Source organism: Hafnia paralvei (assembly GCF_020150375.1).
In the GTDB taxonomy this organism is placed as follows: Bacteria; Pseudomonadota; Gammaproteobacteria; order Enterobacterales; family Enterobacteriaceae; genus Hafnia; species Hafnia paralvei.
Genome location: NZ_CP083737.1, coordinates 2,152,041 through 2,169,109, shown reverse-complemented (window position 1 = coordinate 2,169,109; position 17,069 = coordinate 2,152,041). Strand labels below are relative to the sequence as shown.

Annotated in this window: 15 protein-coding genes and 2 tRNA genes; 8 read left to right on the top strand and 9 right to left on the bottom strand. The window is 48.9% G+C overall.

Annotated elements, in window-relative coordinates; genetic code table 11:
- Positions 1-83: 83 nt before the first annotated feature.
- Together ghrA and K9N75_RS10285 are read right to left on the bottom strand one after the other, a co-directional pair.
- On the bottom strand, positions 84-1,025 hold the full coding sequence (gene ghrA, locus K9N75_RS10290; RefSeq protein WP_199372336.1) for a glyoxylate/hydroxypyruvate reductase GhrA: 942 nt from the start codon (positions 1,023-1,025) through the stop codon (positions 84-86).
- A gap of 51 nt (positions 1,026-1,076) precedes the next feature.
- The gene (locus tag K9N75_RS10285) at positions 1,077-2,552 is read right to left on the bottom strand and encodes a peptide MFS transporter (RefSeq protein WP_020303786.1); all 1,476 of its coding nucleotides are present in this window, start codon (positions 2,550-2,552) and stop codon (positions 1,077-1,079) included.
- A 375-nt stretch (positions 2,553-2,927) separates the two neighbouring features.
- On the opposite strand from K9N75_RS10285, the gene K9N75_RS10280 reads away from it, so the two are divergent.
- Entirely contained in the window at positions 2,928-4,067 is a 1,140-nt protein-coding gene (locus K9N75_RS10280) for an ABC transporter substrate-binding protein (protein ID WP_224452605.1), read from the top strand.
- A 154-nt stretch (positions 4,068-4,221) separates the two neighbouring features.
- Positions 4,222-4,311: transfer RNA gene (locus tag K9N75_RS10275), tRNA-Ser, on the top strand.
- Between the two features lie 78 nt (positions 4,312-4,389).
- On the opposite strand, the gene K9N75_RS10270 is transcribed toward K9N75_RS10275, so the two are convergent.
- Complete coding sequence (locus K9N75_RS10270) at positions 4,390-4,815, bottom strand: organic hydroperoxide resistance protein (RefSeq protein WP_004090322.1); 426 nt, start codon at positions 4,813-4,815, stop codon at positions 4,390-4,392.
- Between the two features lie 238 nt (positions 4,816-5,053).
- On the opposite strand from K9N75_RS10270, the gene K9N75_RS10265 reads away from it, so the two are divergent.
- The 4 genes from K9N75_RS10265 to dauA all read left to right on the top strand — a co-directional run bounded on the left by K9N75_RS10265 (position 5,054) and on the right by dauA (position 9,548).
- A tRNA-Ser gene (locus K9N75_RS10265) sits at positions 5,054-5,143 on the top strand.
- Between the two features lie 385 nt (positions 5,144-5,528).
- Positions 5,529-6,005, top strand: coding sequence for a heme-degrading domain-containing protein (locus tag K9N75_RS10260; protein WP_039187686.1), 477 nt, complete (start codon positions 5,529-5,531; stop codon positions 6,003-6,005).
- A 216-nt stretch (positions 6,006-6,221) separates the two neighbouring features.
- Positions 6,222-6,836 carry a Slp family lipoprotein gene (locus tag K9N75_RS10255; protein WP_224452552.1) on the top strand — a complete coding sequence of 205 codons (615 nt, stop codon included), beginning with the start codon at positions 6,222-6,224 and terminating at the stop codon, positions 6,834-6,836.
- Between the two features lie 1,005 nt (positions 6,837-7,841).
- Positions 7,842-9,548, top strand: coding sequence for a C4-dicarboxylic acid transporter DauA (dauA, locus tag K9N75_RS10250; RefSeq protein ID WP_008813274.1), 1,707 nt, complete (start codon positions 7,842-7,844; stop codon positions 9,546-9,548).
- A 106-nt stretch (positions 9,549-9,654) separates the two neighbouring features.
- On the opposite strand, the gene kdsA is transcribed toward dauA, so the two are convergent.
- From kdsA to hemA, 6 genes are all read right to left on the bottom strand, one after another.
- Positions 9,655-10,509 (bottom strand): 3-deoxy-8-phosphooctulonate synthase, encoded by an 855-nt coding sequence (gene kdsA / locus K9N75_RS10245; protein WP_004090343.1) that lies wholly within the window; start codon positions 10,507-10,509, stop codon positions 9,655-9,657.
- A gap of 166 nt (positions 10,510-10,675) precedes the next feature.
- Positions 10,676-11,485 (bottom strand): invasion regulator SirB1, encoded by an 810-nt coding sequence (gene sirB1 / locus K9N75_RS10240; protein WP_004090346.1) that lies wholly within the window; start codon positions 11,483-11,485, stop codon positions 10,676-10,678.
- On the bottom strand, positions 11,482-11,880 hold the full coding sequence (locus K9N75_RS10235; protein WP_004090348.1) for a SirB2 family protein: 399 nt from the start codon (positions 11,878-11,880) through the stop codon (positions 11,482-11,484). Before K9N75_RS10235 ends, sirB1 begins: the two co-directional genes overlap by 4 nt.
- Positions 11,881-11,903: 23 nt before the next feature.
- A complete protein-coding gene (prmC, locus tag K9N75_RS10230) occupies positions 11,904-12,746 on the bottom strand; it encodes a peptide chain release factor N(5)-glutamine methyltransferase (RefSeq protein WP_224452551.1) in 843 nt (280 codons plus the stop codon).
- Positions 12,746-13,828, bottom strand: a complete 1,083-nt coding sequence (prfA, locus tag K9N75_RS10225; RefSeq protein WP_004090353.1) for a peptide chain release factor 1 — start codon at positions 13,826-13,828, stop codon at positions 12,746-12,748. Before prfA ends, prmC begins: the two co-directional genes overlap by 1 nt.
- A gap of 37 nt (positions 13,829-13,865) precedes the next feature.
- Complete coding sequence (gene hemA, locus K9N75_RS10220) at positions 13,866-15,143, bottom strand: glutamyl-tRNA reductase (RefSeq protein ID WP_008813272.1); 1,278 nt, start codon at positions 15,141-15,143, stop codon at positions 13,866-13,868.
- 245 nt (positions 15,144-15,388) lie between these two features.
- Here hemA and lolB point away from each other — a divergent pair, with 245 nt between their 5' ends.
- Together lolB and ispE are read left to right on the top strand one after the other, a co-directional pair.
- The gene (lolB, locus tag K9N75_RS10215) at positions 15,389-16,009 is read left to right on the top strand and encodes a lipoprotein insertase outer membrane protein LolB (protein WP_004090357.1); all 621 of its coding nucleotides are present in this window, start codon (positions 15,389-15,391) and stop codon (positions 16,007-16,009) included.
- The gene (gene ispE / locus K9N75_RS10210; protein WP_039187682.1) at positions 16,006-16,878 is read left to right on the top strand and encodes a 4-(cytidine 5'-diphospho)-2-C-methyl-D-erythritol kinase; all 873 of its coding nucleotides are present in this window, start codon (positions 16,006-16,008) and stop codon (positions 16,876-16,878) included. Before lolB ends, ispE begins: the two co-directional genes overlap by 4 nt.
- Positions 16,879-17,069 lie beyond the last annotated feature (191 nt).

Sequence of the window (17,069 nt, the reverse complement as noted above, 5' to 3'; positions counted from 1 at the left end):
CATGATTCACACAGTAATGAATCGTGCTTTTGCATTTCCCAAACCAATAGACATTGCGCTCAAATCGCAATGTCATAGGAAAATTAATAACCTAAATCCATGTTAACCACACCTTCTGGTGTCTTCCCCGCTTCAATCGCTCTGATATTTTGAGCCACATAATCCATCGCGACTTCAGGCAAAGTAATCGCGGCAATATGCGGAGTGATGGTCACTCGCGGGTGTTTCCAGAAAGGATGTTCCGGCGCAAGCGGTTCTTTGGCAAAAACGTCGAGCGTCGCCGCGGCAACCTGCCCTGACTCCAGTGCCGCTAACAGATCATCTTCTTTCATATGCGCGCCGCGCGCTAGGTTAATGATATACGCGCCAGCATTCAGTTGAGCAAACAAAGACCGATCGAGAATCCCCACGGTTTCAGGCGTATTCGGCAGCAAATTTATCAGCAACTGAGTGCCCTGTAGGAAGGACGCAAACTGCCCTTTGCCATAGAAGCTTTTCACACCTGAATAATGTTTCTCTGTCCGGCTCCAGCAGCGAACCTGAAGGCCAAAAGACGCCAAACGTTCAGCGACTTTACCGCCGAGAACACCGGCTCCCAAAACACCCACCACAAACTGAGAAGCATCATGCGGTGCCAAATATTTCCATACACCCTCACGCTGTTGCTGCTCATACTCATCGAAGCGGCGGAAATAACGCAGTGCAACGGCGGCGGCGTACTCTTCCATCTGCAGCGCCATGCCGGTATCTTCCAAACGCACGAGAGGTACACCGTGCGGTAACGTCCCTGGGTGCGCTCGTTCCTGAGCTAGGATCGCATCAACTCCGGCCCCTAGCGCGAATACACCGCGCAAATCCTGACGGCTAGCTAACATTTCAAACGGTGGCTGCCATACCAAAGCATAATCTGCGGGCTTATCATCGCCGGGCTGCCACTGACGGATATTTGCTTCAGGTAAACGCTTACGCATACCATCCAGCCAAAGTTGCGCATTAAAAAACGGATGGTAGTAAATGATGTTCACTTCGAGCCTCCTGTTTTTATATTCTCATGTTGTATTTGCTTTACCGATGGGCTAAATCGCCTGGCGCTGTTGGTTGATTAAGCGACGCAACAACGGAATGAGCAACATAAGCACCACTCCTGTCGCGACAGAACCCCAGCCTAGCGCATTAAATACGCTGCTGTAGCCCGGATTCGTTTCTAGAGGCGTGCTGCCACTGTTTTGCGGCATCAAGCTAGAAACATATCCTGCCAGCACCGAAGCAACGCCGGTAACCATCATCCAGCATCCCATCATTAATCCCTGATGGCGTGCGGGTGCCAGCTTCCCAATCATGGCGTAACCGATGGGCGAAATCATCAACTCGCCAAAGCTTTGCAGAACGTAACTCAGCGCAATCCATTTGAATGCAACGAGTCCATCGCCACCCGCTAATTGAATACCCAGTGGCAGTACCAGCATACCTAACCCCATGCAAAACAGTGAGGCACAAAATTGCAAAGGGATATCGATATTGAAACCACGTTCGCGCAGACGTTTGAACAGCAACGCCATCAGCGGACCACCGACGACAATCACCACGGTATTAATATTTTGGATCCACTGCGGCGCGACACGTAAACCATAGACATTAAGGTCGATGTTGTGCTCGGAGAACAACATCAGTCCCATTGGTGCAAGTTGGTACAGCGACCAGAACACCAGTGAGCCCGCGGCAAGAATCAGATAGGCCACCATCCGGCGGCGCTCATCGGCCTCCCTCTGACGCAGAGTCATAATGCACAACATAATGAAAATCAGAATACCGAGCACGACCACAAAGTAACTGCTGAAGTCGGCATGCGTGAGTAAGACGCGAATAATCGGCACTAGAGCAACTAAAACGGCGAGTCCCACCAGCATTCGCAAGTAGAAAGCGCGTTTCGAAGCCTGTTTCAACGGTGTATTAATATCGGCCAGAATCTGCCAACGTGACAGCGTCACAAGAATAGCCACCGCGTTACCAATAGTGGCAAATAGGAATAACGCACGATAGTTTTCGCTAAGTTGGAAGTACCCCGCGACGGCAAATCCGGCAAAAAAACCGAGATTCATGCCGGCATAATTCCACAGGAATGCGCCCTCACGGCGATCGTCATCTGGTGCAAAACGCTGGGTCAGCATCATATTCAGGCAGGTTACGTTCAAACCGCTGCCGGTCAGGAACATCGCCAAGCCCCAATACAGACCAGAGACACCCATTTCAGCGATCATATAACAGCCGATAACCTGTAAGACCATGCCAAGAACAAACAGGTTACGATTACTCAGGCAGCGTCCACCGAGATAGCCACCAAACAGATGTAAACCATAGTTGAATGCGCCAAACACGCCCATCATGGCGTTAGCATCGCTCTCGCTGAATCCTAAACGCTTGGTGGCATACAGCACCAACGTGGAATAGAGCACCGCAAAACCGAGGGTAGAAAAAGTTTGAATAAAGAATAGAGCACCGGAGCCTACCGGAATGGCGCTACGATGCGAAGATGATGGTGTCGTCGAGCTCACCGTTTTCCCCTTACAATTTAATGTTGTACACACTCTTCCTGAGAGATGCCAAGAATCAGACTCAGCGGGCTTGTTGGTTATTATTCCATTATATTTTGTTCAAGCTTCATCCTCATTTAGCGGGATAAACCTCCAAAACACCAGTGTTAATGTTGTTATTCCGTCTATTTAGTCATTATTTATCCAGTTTATCGGCGTAACTATTCACTTCTAATGGTTTTAAAAACTTCAAGCGCCATCCGTTATAGAGATCGAGATTGCTGTTTTTATATATAAAGCCCATTACAATTCTGTTTTTGTCATCAATAAAGGCTGTTTATGCGTCTGCGAATTATCGTCCCTACTCTTCTGGCTGGCTTATGCCTGTTAGCACCTATGGCGAACGCCGAACTCTCTACAATCGAATCCCCCACTCCCTCCGCAGACTGGCAACACACAGAACAACAGGCAAAGGGCCAGACGGTGTATTTCAACGCATGGGGCGGAAGCACGCAGGTCAATAATTATCTGGATTGGGCAACCAAGGAACTACAGGCGCGTTACGGAATTACACTTAAACAGGTCAAGGTGGCTGATATTGCTGAAACGGTCAATCGCATTCAGGCTGAGAAAACCGCCGGAAATACACAGAACGGTAGTGCTGATTTATTATGGGTCAACGGTGAAAACTTTAATGTCCTAAAACAGAATGGCTTGCTCTACGGGCCTTTCGCAGCATCGCTACCTAACTGGCGTTGGGTGGATAAAAAGCTGCCTGTCACACAGGACTTCACTGTACCAACCGACGGTTTTGAAGCGCCTTGGGGCGTGGGGCAGTTAGTCTTTATTCATGATATGCACACCATGCCGAACCCTCCCGCCGATCTGTCCGCCTTACTTAATTATGCAAAAGTCCATCCGGGTCGCCTCACCTATCCACGCCCACCGCAGTTTCACGGTTCCAGTTTCTTAAAAACAGCGCTGATAGGTCTAACCTCTGGTGTCGCCTTAGATAAACCGGTTGATCCCGCCACGTTTCAACGCGATACCGCACCGTTATGGGCTTATCTGGATGCCCTGCATCCTTACCTATGGCGTCAAGGGAAAGTCTTCCCCACCAGCGATGCCCAGATGATTCAGATGCTAAACGACAATGAGTTGGATATGGCGATTACCTTCAACCCAGGTATAGCGCCAGCCGCCATCGCCGCAGGCAGCTTGCCACCGGATGCGAAAACCTACGCATTGAATCAGGGTGCATTGACCAACGTACATTTTCTGGCTATCCCGTTCAACGCACGCGCCAAGCCTGCTGCCCAAGTCGTCATTAATTTCCTGATGTCACCGGAGGCTCAGGCTCGTAAAGCTGACGGTGCACACTGGGGCGATCCCAGTATTTTGGACGTTGCCCATTTACCCGCAGGACAAGAAGCACTGTTTAAAGACAGAAAAACCCTGTTTAATGCCATCGCTGAACCTCACCCATCGTGGCAGGTCGCTTTAGATGCCGAATGGCAAAAACGCTACGGTCACTAATGGCTGTTGCAAAAGGCATCCGTTATCGTTGAGGAAAACAGCAATCTGTTGATTGTTTGGCTAAACAGTTGGTTTTGATAAAAATAAAGTTGACGCACCACGCTGTTTTCCCTACATTAGCGCCCATCGCAACGGCGACGTTAGCGATAAAAACGGTGAGGTGTCTGAGTGGCTGAAGGAGCACGCCTGGAAAGTGTGTATACGCGAAAGCGTATCGAGGGTTCGAACCCCTCTCTCACCGCCATATTCTCGTAGAAAGCCCTGAATGAAAATTCAGGGCTTTTTGCTTTCTAGCGGTCAGTGATAAACACATCATAAAGCGCTAAATGACATTAAGCTTCACATCGATATTGCCACGCGTGGCGTTCGAGTATGGGCAGACCTGATGCGCTTTTTTCACTAGGTCTTCGGCTACGCTTCGTTCAATGCCCGGCAGGCTGATATCCAGTTGAACTTCGATACCAAATCCGCCTGGGATTTCGCCAATCCCCACGGTGCCTTCAATTTGTGCCTCTGCTGGCACTTTAACTTTCTCTTTTGACGCCACAAACTTCAATGCCCCCAGAAAGCAGGCCGAATAGCCAGCGGCAAACAGCTGTTCAGGATTGGTGACAGCGCCACCTGCACCGCCCATTTCCTTAGGCACTCCCAGTTTTACATCTAGCACGCCATCGGATGAAGTCGCACGACCGTCTCGTCCGCCAGTCGCTTTTGCTTTGGCTCGATAAACCACTTTTTCAATCGACATAGTATTTCTCCGTTTATGAATGGAAGGTTTATGAATGGAAAGATCGTAGGGTCGGAAAAGTTTTGCTTATTAACTGTAGTACATGAACTGTAGTACATGACCGCGCAGGATGATGTCAGAGTGCTCTGATTGGCTATTCCCTCACCAGATAAGCATTTGAGCTGAAATTATTCTTGACCGTCTCAGCATGAATCCCTATAGTAGCGCCCCGTTGCAGTGCATAGCACGGTGACGAAACGGTGAGGTGTCTGAGTGGCTGAAGGAGCACGCCTGGAAAGTGTGTATACGCGAAAGCGTATCGAGGGTTCGAACCCCTCTCTCACCGCCATATTCTAGAAAAAAGCCCCGAATGAAAATTCGGGGCTTTTTTTGTATCCATAAAACGATGCAAAACAGCATCTCTCAACCCAACCATTCTCAGCTGAGCCGAGAGAAACAACGCTTATTTCCCTGCGTTTTTCGCTGCCAATGAACGCAATAAAACGCCTGAGGTCGTACCGTTATGCAAAAGTGTACTGGCGTTAGTCAGGCGAATATTGCTGTTAACCCGCGCCCTTGCCCGTTAAAAGCACATTTAATCCTAACGCCGTTTCTGTTCTCAGAGACGGCGTTTTGCTTTATCCCTCGCATGAAATCGCATGAGTTATAAATAACAGATCTAGCGGCCTGTCCGACCGGACGGTATGCTGCAATTTTAGATTAAGGATTAGCGCATGAGCTCTGAAGACGAACTAGCACAACTTGCTGCTGAAGAAGCCAGCCTCCAGTTTTCTGCGTTTAATGCAGAAACAGCCTGGGCACTGGGTACTGCCCTCAAGCAAGAGGCCGAGCGTCGCGGCGTGGCCGTCAGCATTGATATTCAGCTGGCGGGACATACCCTATTTCATTATGCAATGCGGGGAACATCTCCGGATAACGCAGAGTGGATACGTCGCAAACGTAACGTTGTCAGCCGTTTCCACAAAAGTTCTTATGCCATCGGGCTACGTTTGCAGCTGCGGAATGCGACATTAGAAGAGCGTTATGGATTAAGTCTGAATGACTATGCTGCGCACGGAGGGTGTTTCCCGCTGACGATCAAAGACACCGGATGCGTCGGCACAATTACGGTGTCTGGTGCTCCGCAATTGGAAGATCACCAGATAGTAACAACTGTAATATCTCGTTTTCTCGGGCTAACCTCTTGTTAACGTGACTAACCGTTAAAACATCCATTTAAGCTTATTGATATGCGCCGTGGTGAGAACAAGGAAAATGTAGAATGAAAAACCATGGCGTAAAAAATGAGAAAACAGTCATGTAAATATCAGTTATAGATATTTATTGTTGATATTTAAACTAAATGGCGGACATTTTAAAAATTCGGTGCTAATTCTATTCCCACACTAAATAATAGGACGGCACCTATGTTAATAACTTCCTCCTCACTAATATCAAAATGCAAGAAAACCATTGGCATTATTACACTCAGCGGCGTATTTATTTTGAGCGGCTGTAGTTCGATACCTAAAAGTATTGAAGGTAATAATAGTCCCATTCTGCAAAAGAATTTTACCTCTGTGCATAACTCACCGAATCTTTACCAAGGACAGCAGGTACGCTTTGGTGGAACCGTCGTTAACGTCATTAATCGAGACAATGCAACACTGCTAGAAATCGCGGTACTTCCACTGGATAGCAGCGCTAAGCCGGAAATCAACCAGCCCTATCAGGGGCGGATTATCGCTAAAAGCGATAAATTTCTCGATCCTGTCAACTTCCGCAACCATCTCGTGACGGTGTTAGGCACCCTTACCGGTAGCCAAAAAGGCACCATTGGTAAAACACCGTATAACTTTGTCACGATGAATATTGAAGGCTATCAGGTCTGGCACCTCACCGAGACTATACAGCCTATCGCCGAGTGGGACTATGGCTTTGGACCGTATTGGCAAGCAGGTCAATGGAATAATGGCTTTGGTCCCGATTGGGGATGGTACGCGGACGATGAAGGGCAAGTCGTCACAACGGTCACCCAGTGATACGTGTCTGGCACTTATATTCTCAGCAGCACCTGCTGCTGAGATTTTATTGCGTACAGATACCGCATAGGCAGTATGCTAATTTTTTAATGAGTTAATATATATGTTAGTGCTGATAAACTTAAAACTAAAGATAGAAATATAAAAAGAATAAACATCTTCGATGACAAAGAATAATCCATAGACAAACGCTCCCTAAAGAAATAATAAAAATGCAAAAAGATAAGTTAGGGAATCTAGCAAAAACCAAAATAAAAATAAACAGTCCGCAAAAATGATAGTAAACGTGAATATTTCATTAAAAATGAAAAATGATATATGAATTTTAAATAAGAAAAACTAATCGCATGATAAACAATGAGTTAGCTAACAGAAAAATAGCGTTTGGTTTATTATCAAAATGGGCTTATAACCACAAACACACCTCTTTTCTTAATATGTAACATCATTATTAAGCCAGTCTAATATCAAATACCTGACTTTAAGGTGGAAATTCGAGCCTAACCGTTGCATCCACCCCTCGCACTCAACATCGTTTTATCATTCGCCGCAGGACTGAAAAATAGAGGCTTTTTACCCCATAAGAGGCCGTTATAGACTTTAGTCAAAGTAATCTACCTCAACAGAGTGTAAACTTGCATCGATGGTGGTTGATTCAGGAATTAAACGTTTTGCCTGATGAAAACAGTGGTTAGAAATTGTGCCCTTCTTTGAGATTCTGCTTCATTTAGCAATACCCCGAATAATTGACGTGATGTCAGTCGGCTAGCGAGCATAGTCGACAGCATAATTTCAATTAGGATGGGAATGACAGGCTTAGTGCTGTTATCGCCGTGATTATGTTACGCATAATTTGAGATGCTAGCCTGATATAAGTGACGCAAACTTGGGGTGTACCAAGATTGTACCCATTTTGTCACCAGTGGGAGTCCATCGGCCTTGCGTCGATGGTGTAGTACTTGATCCTTTCTTATGGAGCTAGGTCACTAGCTAACAATTTGCATAATGAAAACGCATAAAATTAACGGCATCATGCCGTTTAGCGCGCTGATAGAAGCCTGCTGGCGTGAACCGTATAACGCCCAGCGCTTCGTCAAAGATATTATTGCGGGTATTACCGTTGGTATCATCGCCATACCTTTAGCGATGGCTCTCGCCATCGGCAGTGGCGTCCCGCCACAGTACGGTCTTTATACTTCCGCAGTAGCGGGCATCGTCATCGCGTTAAGCGGCGGCTCTCGCTTTAGTGTTTCAGGGCCAACGGCGGCGTTCGTCGTCATTCTTTACCCTGTATCACAACAGTTTGGCCTTTCAGGACTTCTGCTTGCCACTCTGATGTCAGGGGTATTTTTGTTGCTAATGGGGATGGCCAGATTTGGTCGCCTGATTGAGTACATCCCTCTGTCAGTCACGCTTGGTTTTACCTCGGGGATTGCCATTACCATTGGTACCATGCAAATCAAAGATTTCTTTGGCTTGCATCTGGAACACGTTCCAGAAAGCTATTTAATGAAAGTCGCTGCACTGGCGCAAGCGATGCCCACCATCAGTTGGGCAGACACCCTCATCGGCGCAACAACGTTGGCGGTTCTGGTTTTCTGGCCCAAATTGGGATTACGCTTACCGGGTCATTTGCCCGCGCTGCTCGCAGGAACTGCGGTGATGGGTATCTTTGCCCTATTCGATACTCATGTTGCTACCATAGGCTCTCGTTTTAGCTATCTACTCGCCGACGGCACCCAAGGCCAAGGCATTCCGCCGATTCTGCCACAGTTTGTTCTACCGTGGAATTTACCGTCGGGTACTGGTCAGCCCATTGACCTATCGTGGAAAACACTCACCGCGCTGATGCCTGCCGCCTTTTCCATGGCAATGCTAGGAGCCATTGAATCACTATTATGTGCCGTGGTGCTCGACGGTATGACAGGGAAAAAACATCATTCTAACGGAGAACTGATTGGGCAAGGCTTAGGGAATATTGCAGCGCCATTCTTCGGCGGCATTACTGCTACTGCGGCCATTGCACGCTCGGCAGCTAACGTTCGTGCCGGTGCAACATCACCCATATCTGCCGTCATACACTCACTGCTGGTGATCCTCGCCCTTCTCGTCTTGGCGCCGTGGTTATCATTCTTACCGCTGGCGGCCATGGCCTCGCTGCTGCTAATGGTGGCATGGAACATGAGTGAAGCGCATAAAGTCGTTTATCTACTGCGCAGAGCGCCCAAAGACGACATCATTGTCATGCTGATGTGTATGTCACTTACGGTGTTGTTTGACATGGTAATTGCGATTACCGTCGGAATTGTGTTGGCATCACTGTTGTTCATGCGCCGTATTGCACGGATGACGCGCCTGAGCGTGTTGAGTGAATCCGTTGAAACCTCGACGCTTATGTTACGTGTCAGTGGACCGCTGTTCTTTGCCGCCGCCGAACGTATTTTCAGCGAACTGCTGGAACAAAGCGAAAACTACAACACGATTGTGATGCAATGGGATGCCGTCCCCGTACTGGATGCCGGTGGCCTTAACGCCTTCCAACGCTTTGTCGATGCACTGCCGGAAGGTAAGCAACTGGTGATTACTGATATCCCATTCCAGCCGCTAAAAACGTTTGCACGTGCCCGCATCGCACCAATCGCAGGCAAATTGGCATTCTTCTCAACGTTGCCTGAAGCCGTTAAACATTTGAACGACTCAGCCAGCTTATAATTCTGCCCTACTTCACGAGATGTAAAAAAGGCACGCTCAACGGCGTGCCTTTTCTATTTTTTATACCGTGGGATTTAGCTGCAAAGCTAAATCGCCAAAACAGCTATCAGTTAGACGTATCTAACTCTGGGAAGCTTTTCACTAGATCGTCAATCGCTTTCATCTGAACCAAGAACGGCTCAAGCTTATCGAGCGGCAGCGCAGAGGGGCCATCACAACGCGCATTGGCCGGATCTGGATGAGCTTCAATAAACAGACCCGCCAAACCAATCGCCATACCAGAACGAGCCAGTTCGGTCACCTGAGCACGACGGCCACCGGACGCAGCGCCAAACGGATCGCGGCACTGCAGTGAGTGAGTCACGTCAAAAATCACTGGGCTGCCTTTGGACGCATTTTTCATCACGCCGAAGCCCAACATATCCACAACCAGGTTGTCGTAACCAAAGTTAGCGCCACGGTCACATAGAATGATTTTATCGTTGCCGCCTTCTTCAAACTTATCAACGATGTTACCCATCTGGCCTGGGCTTAAGAACTGTGGTTTTTTGACGTTGATAACCGCACCCGTTTTCGCCATCGCTTCAACCAAATCGGTTTGGCGAGCCAAAAATGCTGGCAACTGAATTACATCAACCACGTCAGCCACAGGCTGAGCCTGTTCTGGGGTATGAACGTCGGTGATGATTTTAACGCCGAACGCCTGTTTGATATCTTGGAAAATACGCATTCCCTCTTCCAAGCCTGGGCCACGGTAAGAGTGAATCGAAGAACGGTTGGCTTTATCAAAAGAAGCCTTGAAGACGTAAGGAATACCCAGTTTTTGAGTAACGGTAACGTAGTGCTCACAGATACGCATCGCTAAATCACGCGACTCCAGCACGTTCATACCACCGAAAAGAACGAACGGCAGATCGTTCGCGACTTTGATATCACCAATGCTGACAACTTTCTGTTTCATGCTTGCGCCTTAATATTCAAGTAACCGTGTATACCTTTCAGCTTTGCCGCTGTGCCACAGCCGCAACAAAACTTCTGGCATAATTAATATTGATAAGTGGAGGCAAAATAACCAATTTAAAGCCCGCGCGCATTGTTCTCGCGCACAGGGTAGAAAATAAAATCACTCAGTGCAGAACGATATTTTTCTGCTCAATCGAGTGTATCTGTACCTTGATAACCTCAGAAACCGGGTCCTCAGGGCATTGTTCTACAAAGTAGCTGAGGTCGGAAACAGCAATGTGGTTGCAATCTAACTGGGCATAAATCAGCCCACGATCGCGAATTTCATAGGGGTCTTCAGGATCGAACTCCAGCAAGGCCTCACAGGCACGTAATGCGGGCTCAATCTGTTTCTCTTCCATCAGCGCCGCTTTCAGCGTACTCAGCATTTTACGCACTACCATGCTGTTTTCAGCTTCGTCGAAATCTGTATCTTCAAGACTGGCCATCAAACCGAGATTGCCTTTCAGCCACACTTCCAGCATATGTTCATTTAACGTTTCGCCGTTTAGCGGGTTAATGAGCCACATCTCTTCGTCTAACCAATCCGCACGCATAATCAGCTGGGTCGGGAAAATCACTGGCTGCAACGGCAAATCAAGTTGATGGGCAATATGCAGAAACACGATCCCCAGAGAAACTGGCGTCCCTTGGCGAGAACTCAGTACCTTATCGAGCCACAATGCATCGGATAGGCGGTACACGCCGCCGACGCCGCCAAATCCCCACTCATTGAAGAAGAGATCGATAAATTGCTCAAGTTTCTGATCCTGATCCAGTTCCGCATCAATATGCGCCAGCGCCTGCTCAGACAGTTGCTGCAACGACTCGCGCACTGTATCGGCAGGAAAATCACGACGTATAGTCTGAGAAACCAGAATAACCCCTTCGCTCAGCGGGAAGCGGTTAAACTCAAAATCAGCTATGGAACTCATACATACCCCATCAGCAACGGCATTTTCGTCATTGCCAGTTTAATAATTAAATACATACACGCGAGTGCCGCTACGAAAGCAAAACACCTTACTTTTTGGCTACGTGGTCGTTTGCTCAAAGCAACATAGCCGAGCACCACATAAATAATAACACCGACCAGTTTTTCCGTCAGCCACGTCCCCTGCGGGGTAAAAGGATAGAAGTGGGTGATAAACACTAATGCGATACCCGTAGCAAAGAGTACGGTATCGTTCACATGGGGCGTTATCTTCACCCAACGACGCTCCATCATAGCGGAATTACGCCATTTCCAGAAGAAACGCAGAATGAATAACACGATGCTTATCGCCACCGTCAACAGGTGCAGATGTTTAATCCCAATATAAGCTTCCATACGTTTCCTCTTCTTTTATTATTTTACGGTGAATAAGCGTGCCACTGTCCTAACGTAATACGATCATTATTGCCGTAGTCCTTCTCCGTAACCACGTCAGTAAATCCGCGCGTTTTAAGCAACTGGCGCACAGCCTCTCCTTGCTGCCAACCATGCTCCATGATAAGCCATCCCCCCTCAATAAGATGATCGGGGGCATATTCCACAATATGGCGCAAATCAGCGAGGCCATTTTCCGGTGCAACCAACGCACTGGCAGGCTCAAAACGGACATCCCCCTGCGAGAGATGCGGGTCGGATTCATCAATATAAGGCGGGTTACTGGCTATCAACGCAAATTGCTGAGCGCCAACGGGGTCATACCAGCTTCCGGTAACAAATGTGACGTTAGTAATATTTAAACGCGAGGCATTACGCGAGGCCAACGCTGTCGCATCGGCCGAATAGTCAACGCCAACAAACTGACAATCAGGCCGTTCGCTAGCAAGGGCTAACGCGATTGCGCCAGTGCCGGTGCCAAGATCGAGCACCGAACACGCGGCGACAGGCAGGAGCGCCAACGCTTTCTCCACCAGACACTCAGTGTCAGGACGAGGGATCAACGTTGCTGGCGAAACTTCTAGCGGTAGCGACCAAAACTCGCGCTCGCCAAGCAGATAGGCTACTGGCTCGCCGCGTTCGCGCCTTGCCAACAGCAGTTCTAACTGCTGAACTTGCTCTGGCATGAGCTCGGTTTCACCAAACGCCAAAATAGAGCTGCGGCTTTTACCAGCGACAAAACCCAGAAGGATTTCGGCGTCGCGCTTGGGGCTTTCGCCGGCACGCAATCGTTCAACCGCCTGTTTTAGCCACTGGTCAAATCGCATTAGTCTTGCTCAGACAGTGAAGCCAACTGGTCAGCCTGATATTCCTGAACAATAGGCTCGATCAGGGAATCCAGTTTGCCTTCCATCACTTCATCCAGACGGTAAATCGTCAGGTTGATGCGATGGTCAGTAACACGCCCCTGCGGGAAGTTATAGGTGCGGTTACGATCTGAACGGTCACCGCTGCCCAGCAGATTGCGGCGCGTTGATGCCTCTTCTTGCTGGCGCTTCGCCATTTCGGCAGCACGAATACGCGCGCCCAGCACGGATAACGCTTTCGCTTTGTTCTTATGCTGAGAACGTTCATCCTGACACTCAACCACAATACCGGTTGGCAAGTGGGTAATACGGATCGCGGAGTCGGTGGTGTTAACGTGCTGTCCACCAGCCCCGGAGGAACGGAAGGTATCGATTCGCAAATCGCCAGGATTAATATCCGGCAACTCGGCTTCTGGAATCTCAGGCATCACGGCAACGGTACAGGCCGAGGTATGAATACGCCCCTGAGATTCGGTCGCAGGAACACGCTGAACGCGATGTCCACCCGATTCAAACTTCAAACGGCCATATGCCCCATCGCCAATCACTTTGGCAATGATCTCTTTGTAACCGCCATGTTCACCTTCGTTGGCGCTCATCACCTCGATTTTCCAGCGTCGAGATTCTGCATAACGGCTATACATACGGAACATATCACCGGCAAACAGCGCGGCTTCGTCGCCGCCGGTTCCGGCACGGATTTCTAAATAGCAACTACGTTCATCATCGGGATCTTTCGGCAACAGCAGAATTTGTAGCTGCTGTTCCAGATCGGCGATTTGATTTTTCGCTTCAGCAATCTCTTCCTGCGCCATTTCGCGCATTTCGGGATCGTCGAGCATCATTTCCGCCGTGGATAAATCCTCCTGTACCTGCTGCCAGGTCTGGAAACAACGGGTGACGTCGGTCAACTGTGCGTACTCGCGAGACAGCGCGCGGAAGCGGTCTTGGTCGGCAATCACTCCGGCATCTCCGAGGTGCGCCTGCACCTCTTCGTGACGCTCTTGTAATGCTTCTAGTTTGGCAACGATAGAAGGCTTCATTCGTGGCTATTTACCTATATGTAATAAATAAGAGGAACTAATTTTGATCCAGTCCGAGACTATCACGCAACACCTGCAATTTTTCGATGTCGCCGTTACTCGCGGCCTGCTGGAGGGATTTGGTTGGTGCATGAATCAAACGATTGGTCAGCCGATGCGCCAATTTATGGATAACGGATTCTACGTCTGCGCCCTGCGCTATCGCCGCTAAGGCTTCAGCTTCAGCTTCCGCGCGCATTTGATCGGCCTGTGAGCGATAATCTCGGATAGTCTCCACCGCGCCTTGGGCTCGTAGCCAAGCCATAAAGTTAGCACTTTCCTGCTGCACAATATGCTCAGCCTGAACGGCTGCCGCTTTACGCTGGGCAAGATTACTTTGAATAATCGAATGCAAGTCATCCACGCTATACAAATAGGCGTTGGCCAATTTGCCGACTTCCGGCTCAATATCACGCGGAACAGCGATATCCACAAACAGCATTGGCTGGTTGCGGCGAGACTTCAGCGCTCGCTCTACCATCCCCTTGCCGATAATCGGCAGTGGACTGGCCGTCGAGCTAATAATGATATCCGCTTCAGCTAAGCGTTCATCGATTTCAGGCAGCGTGATTACTTCAGCGTTAACTTCATCCGCCAACACCTGTGCGCGCTCACGTGTGCGGTTAGCAATCATCATATGCCGCACTTTATGTTCACGAAGATGACGTGCCACCAGTTCGATGGTTTCACCTGCGCCAACCAGCAACACATTTACCTGAGAAAGTGACTCAAATATTTGCCTCGCCAACGTACAGGCCGCAAAGGCGACAGATACCGCACTGGCACCAATGTCGGTTTCAGTACGTACTCGCTTAGCGACCGAGAAGGTTTTTTGGAACAGACGCTCAAGGTCAGCAGACATTGACTGCTCACGTTGAGATTCCGTATAGGCCTTTTTCACCTGACCTAAAATCTGAGGCTCACCGAGAACCAAAGAGTCCAACCCGCTGGCAACGCGCATCAGATGGCTGACGGCGTCATTATCCTGATACCAATAGAGGCTTTTGTTAACTTCATCTGGGGGAAGTTTGTGATACGCACACAGCCAGTCGACGATCTGCTTATGCAAATCTTGCTGCTGCAAATCCTCGGGCTGTTCCATGCTGAGATACAGCTCGGTGCGGTTACACGTAGACAGCACAACGCCAGCCTGCACCAGTGGCTGCTGGCGTAAGCTTTCAATAGCATGATTCAGCGTTTCGGGTGAAAACGTCACCCGCTCACGAAGTGCTACCGGCGCGGTTTTGTGATTGATTCCAAGTGCAAGCAGGCTCATGACAAATCGTCGAATAGAAAGTCTTTCATTTTGGTTTATTTATTCGGACATTCTACTTGATGCGCGAGATCAATAAAAGCCACACGAAATGGGGATGTATCTTATTGAATCAATTTCTGGGTCTTTTACCCTTAATATTTGCGATCGAACACGCAGAAAGCATTGACGCTGTCAGATAAGACCGCTAGCGTTACCCGCAATTATCATTCTCTGCACCACGCCCGAGAATCAGAACGGACAAACCAATGCAAAAATCAAAATTGCTTAAATTACTGCCGCTTAGCTGCGTTCTATTGGCCGCTTGTAACACCACTCAACATAAAGGCCCAGCGGGTAGTCCAACGGCACCACAGTGGCGCGAGCATGAATCTCAGGTACAAAAAATTGCCGAGTACCAAACTCGCGGTGCTTTTGCCTATCTTTCCGATAAGCAAAAAGTATATGCCCGCTTCTTTTGGCAACAGAGTGCACCTGAGCGCTATCGCCTGCTGTTAACCAACCCACTGGGCAGCACTGAGATGGAACTCAACGTCATCCCCGGCGTTGTTCAGCTTACCGATAACAAAGGCAAGCGTTACGTCAGCGACAACGCAGATGACATGATTCGTAAACTGACCGGTATGCAGATCCCGCTGCAAAGTCTGCGTCTATGGATGCTAGGGCTACCGGGCGATGCGACTGACTTCACCCTTGATAGCCAATATCGCTTACAAGACCTGACCTACAGCAAAGATGGCCTGACGTGGAAAGTGAACTATCTGAAGTATGATGCCGACACCCAGCCATCACTGCCAGCCCAATTGGAAATAACTCAGGGCGATCAACGCATTAAACTGAAAATGGATAATTGGACGCTGCAAAAATGATTTCGACCACCAGCATCTGGCCTGCGCCCGCCAAGCTGAATCTGTTTCTCTATATCACTGGCCGTCGTCCCGACGGCTATCATAATCTGCAGACACTGTTCCAATTTCTGGATTACAGCGATCAACTCGCCATTACGCCACGTAAAGATGGTCAGCTAAATTTGCTCACGCCGATCGACGGTGTACCTAACGACCAAAACCTGATTATTCGTGCCGCCAAACTGTTGCGAGATAACCTGCCTGAACGATTTGCCCACTGCGGCGCGGATATCGCGCTGGAAAAAGTAATCCCAATGGGTGGCGGGCTTGGTGGAGGCTCATCCGATGCGGCTACCGTACTCATCGCCTTAAACACGCTGTGGCAAGCCAATCTTAGCGATAATGAATTGGCCAAGCTCGGTTTAACGCTTGGTGCAGATGTACCTGTTTTTGTTAATGGCTTTGCATCTTTTGCAGAAGGTGTTGGGGAATTGTTACATCCCGCACATCCTGAAGAAAAATGGTATCTTGTTGCACACCCCGGCGTAAATATTCCTACCCCCGCGATCTTCGGCGATCCGGAGCTGAAAAGAGACTCTCCGGTACGGTCTTTGCAGGAACTTCTCCGCATTCCGTACGCAAATGATTGCGAACTTACCGCAAGAAAACGTTTCCGTGAGGTTGAACAGGTCATTTCATGGCTGTTACAATACGCGCCGTCGCGTCTGACTGGCACAGGTGCTTGCGTGTTTGCTGAATTTGACACCAAGTCTTCTGCCCTTCAGGTGCTTAGCAAAGCCCCCGAGTGGATCAAGGGTTTTGTTGCGCGTGGCGTTAACACTTCACCGTTACACCTTGTCCGCTCAGAGTTTATTGAGTCCGTAAAATGATTTTTACGTTTGATGTGCATCGTTCGAAACGCCTTCGGGATTTCTGATACACGTTGATAGCGCGAACTATGAGCACAATTTAGCGCAAGTAGCCACGTTTTGACTCGGCCATTTGTCTTGTTTGGCAAATGAAGAGAGCTTAGACATATTCACCGCCATTGAGGCTGTCGGTAATACGAACAGCCTTAATA

What these genes read in the sequence shown, in the direction of transcription:
- K9N75_RS10280 (WP_224452605.1), top strand. Translation starts at nt 2,928, where the DNA reads ATGGCGAACGCCGAACTCTCTACAATCGAATCCCCCACTCCCTCCGCA.
- K9N75_RS10270 (WP_004090322.1), bottom strand. Translation starts at nt 4,815, where the DNA reads ATGTCGATTGAAAAAGTGGTTTATCGAGCCAAAGCAAAAGCGACTGGC.
- K9N75_RS10260 (WP_039187686.1), top strand. Translation starts at nt 5,529, where the DNA reads ATGAGCTCTGAAGACGAACTAGCACAACTTGCTGCTGAAGAAGCCAGC.
- K9N75_RS10255 (WP_224452552.1), top strand. Translation starts at nt 6,222, where the DNA reads ATGTTAATAACTTCCTCCTCACTAATATCAAAATGCAAGAAAACCATT.
- dauA (WP_008813274.1), top strand. Translation starts at nt 7,842, where the DNA reads ATGAAAACGCATAAAATTAACGGCATCATGCCGTTTAGCGCGCTGATA.
- kdsA (WP_004090343.1), bottom strand. Translation starts at nt 10,509, where the DNA reads ATGAAACAGAAAGTTGTCAGCATTGGTGATATCAAAGTCGCGAACGAT.
- sirB1 (WP_004090346.1), bottom strand. Translation starts at nt 11,485, where the DNA reads ATGAGTTCCATAGCTGATTTTGAGTTTAACCGCTTCCCGCTGAGCGAA.
- K9N75_RS10235 (WP_004090348.1), bottom strand. Translation starts at nt 11,880, where the DNA reads ATGGAAGCTTATATTGGGATTAAACATCTGCACCTGTTGACGGTGGCG.
- prmC (WP_224452551.1), bottom strand. Translation starts at nt 12,746, where the DNA reads ATGCGATTTGACCAGTGGCTAAAACAGGCGGTTGAACGATTGCGTGCC.
- prfA (WP_004090353.1), bottom strand. Translation starts at nt 13,828, where the DNA reads ATGAAGCCTTCTATCGTTGCCAAACTAGAAGCATTACAAGAGCGTCAC.
- hemA (WP_008813272.1), bottom strand. Translation starts at nt 15,143, where the DNA reads ATGAGCCTGCTTGCACTTGGAATCAATCACAAAACCGCGCCGGTAGCA.
- lolB (WP_004090357.1), top strand. Translation starts at nt 15,389, where the DNA reads ATGCAAAAATCAAAATTGCTTAAATTACTGCCGCTTAGCTGCGTTCTA.
- ispE (WP_039187682.1), top strand. Translation starts at nt 16,006, where the DNA reads ATGATTTCGACCACCAGCATCTGGCCTGCGCCCGCCAAGCTGAATCTG.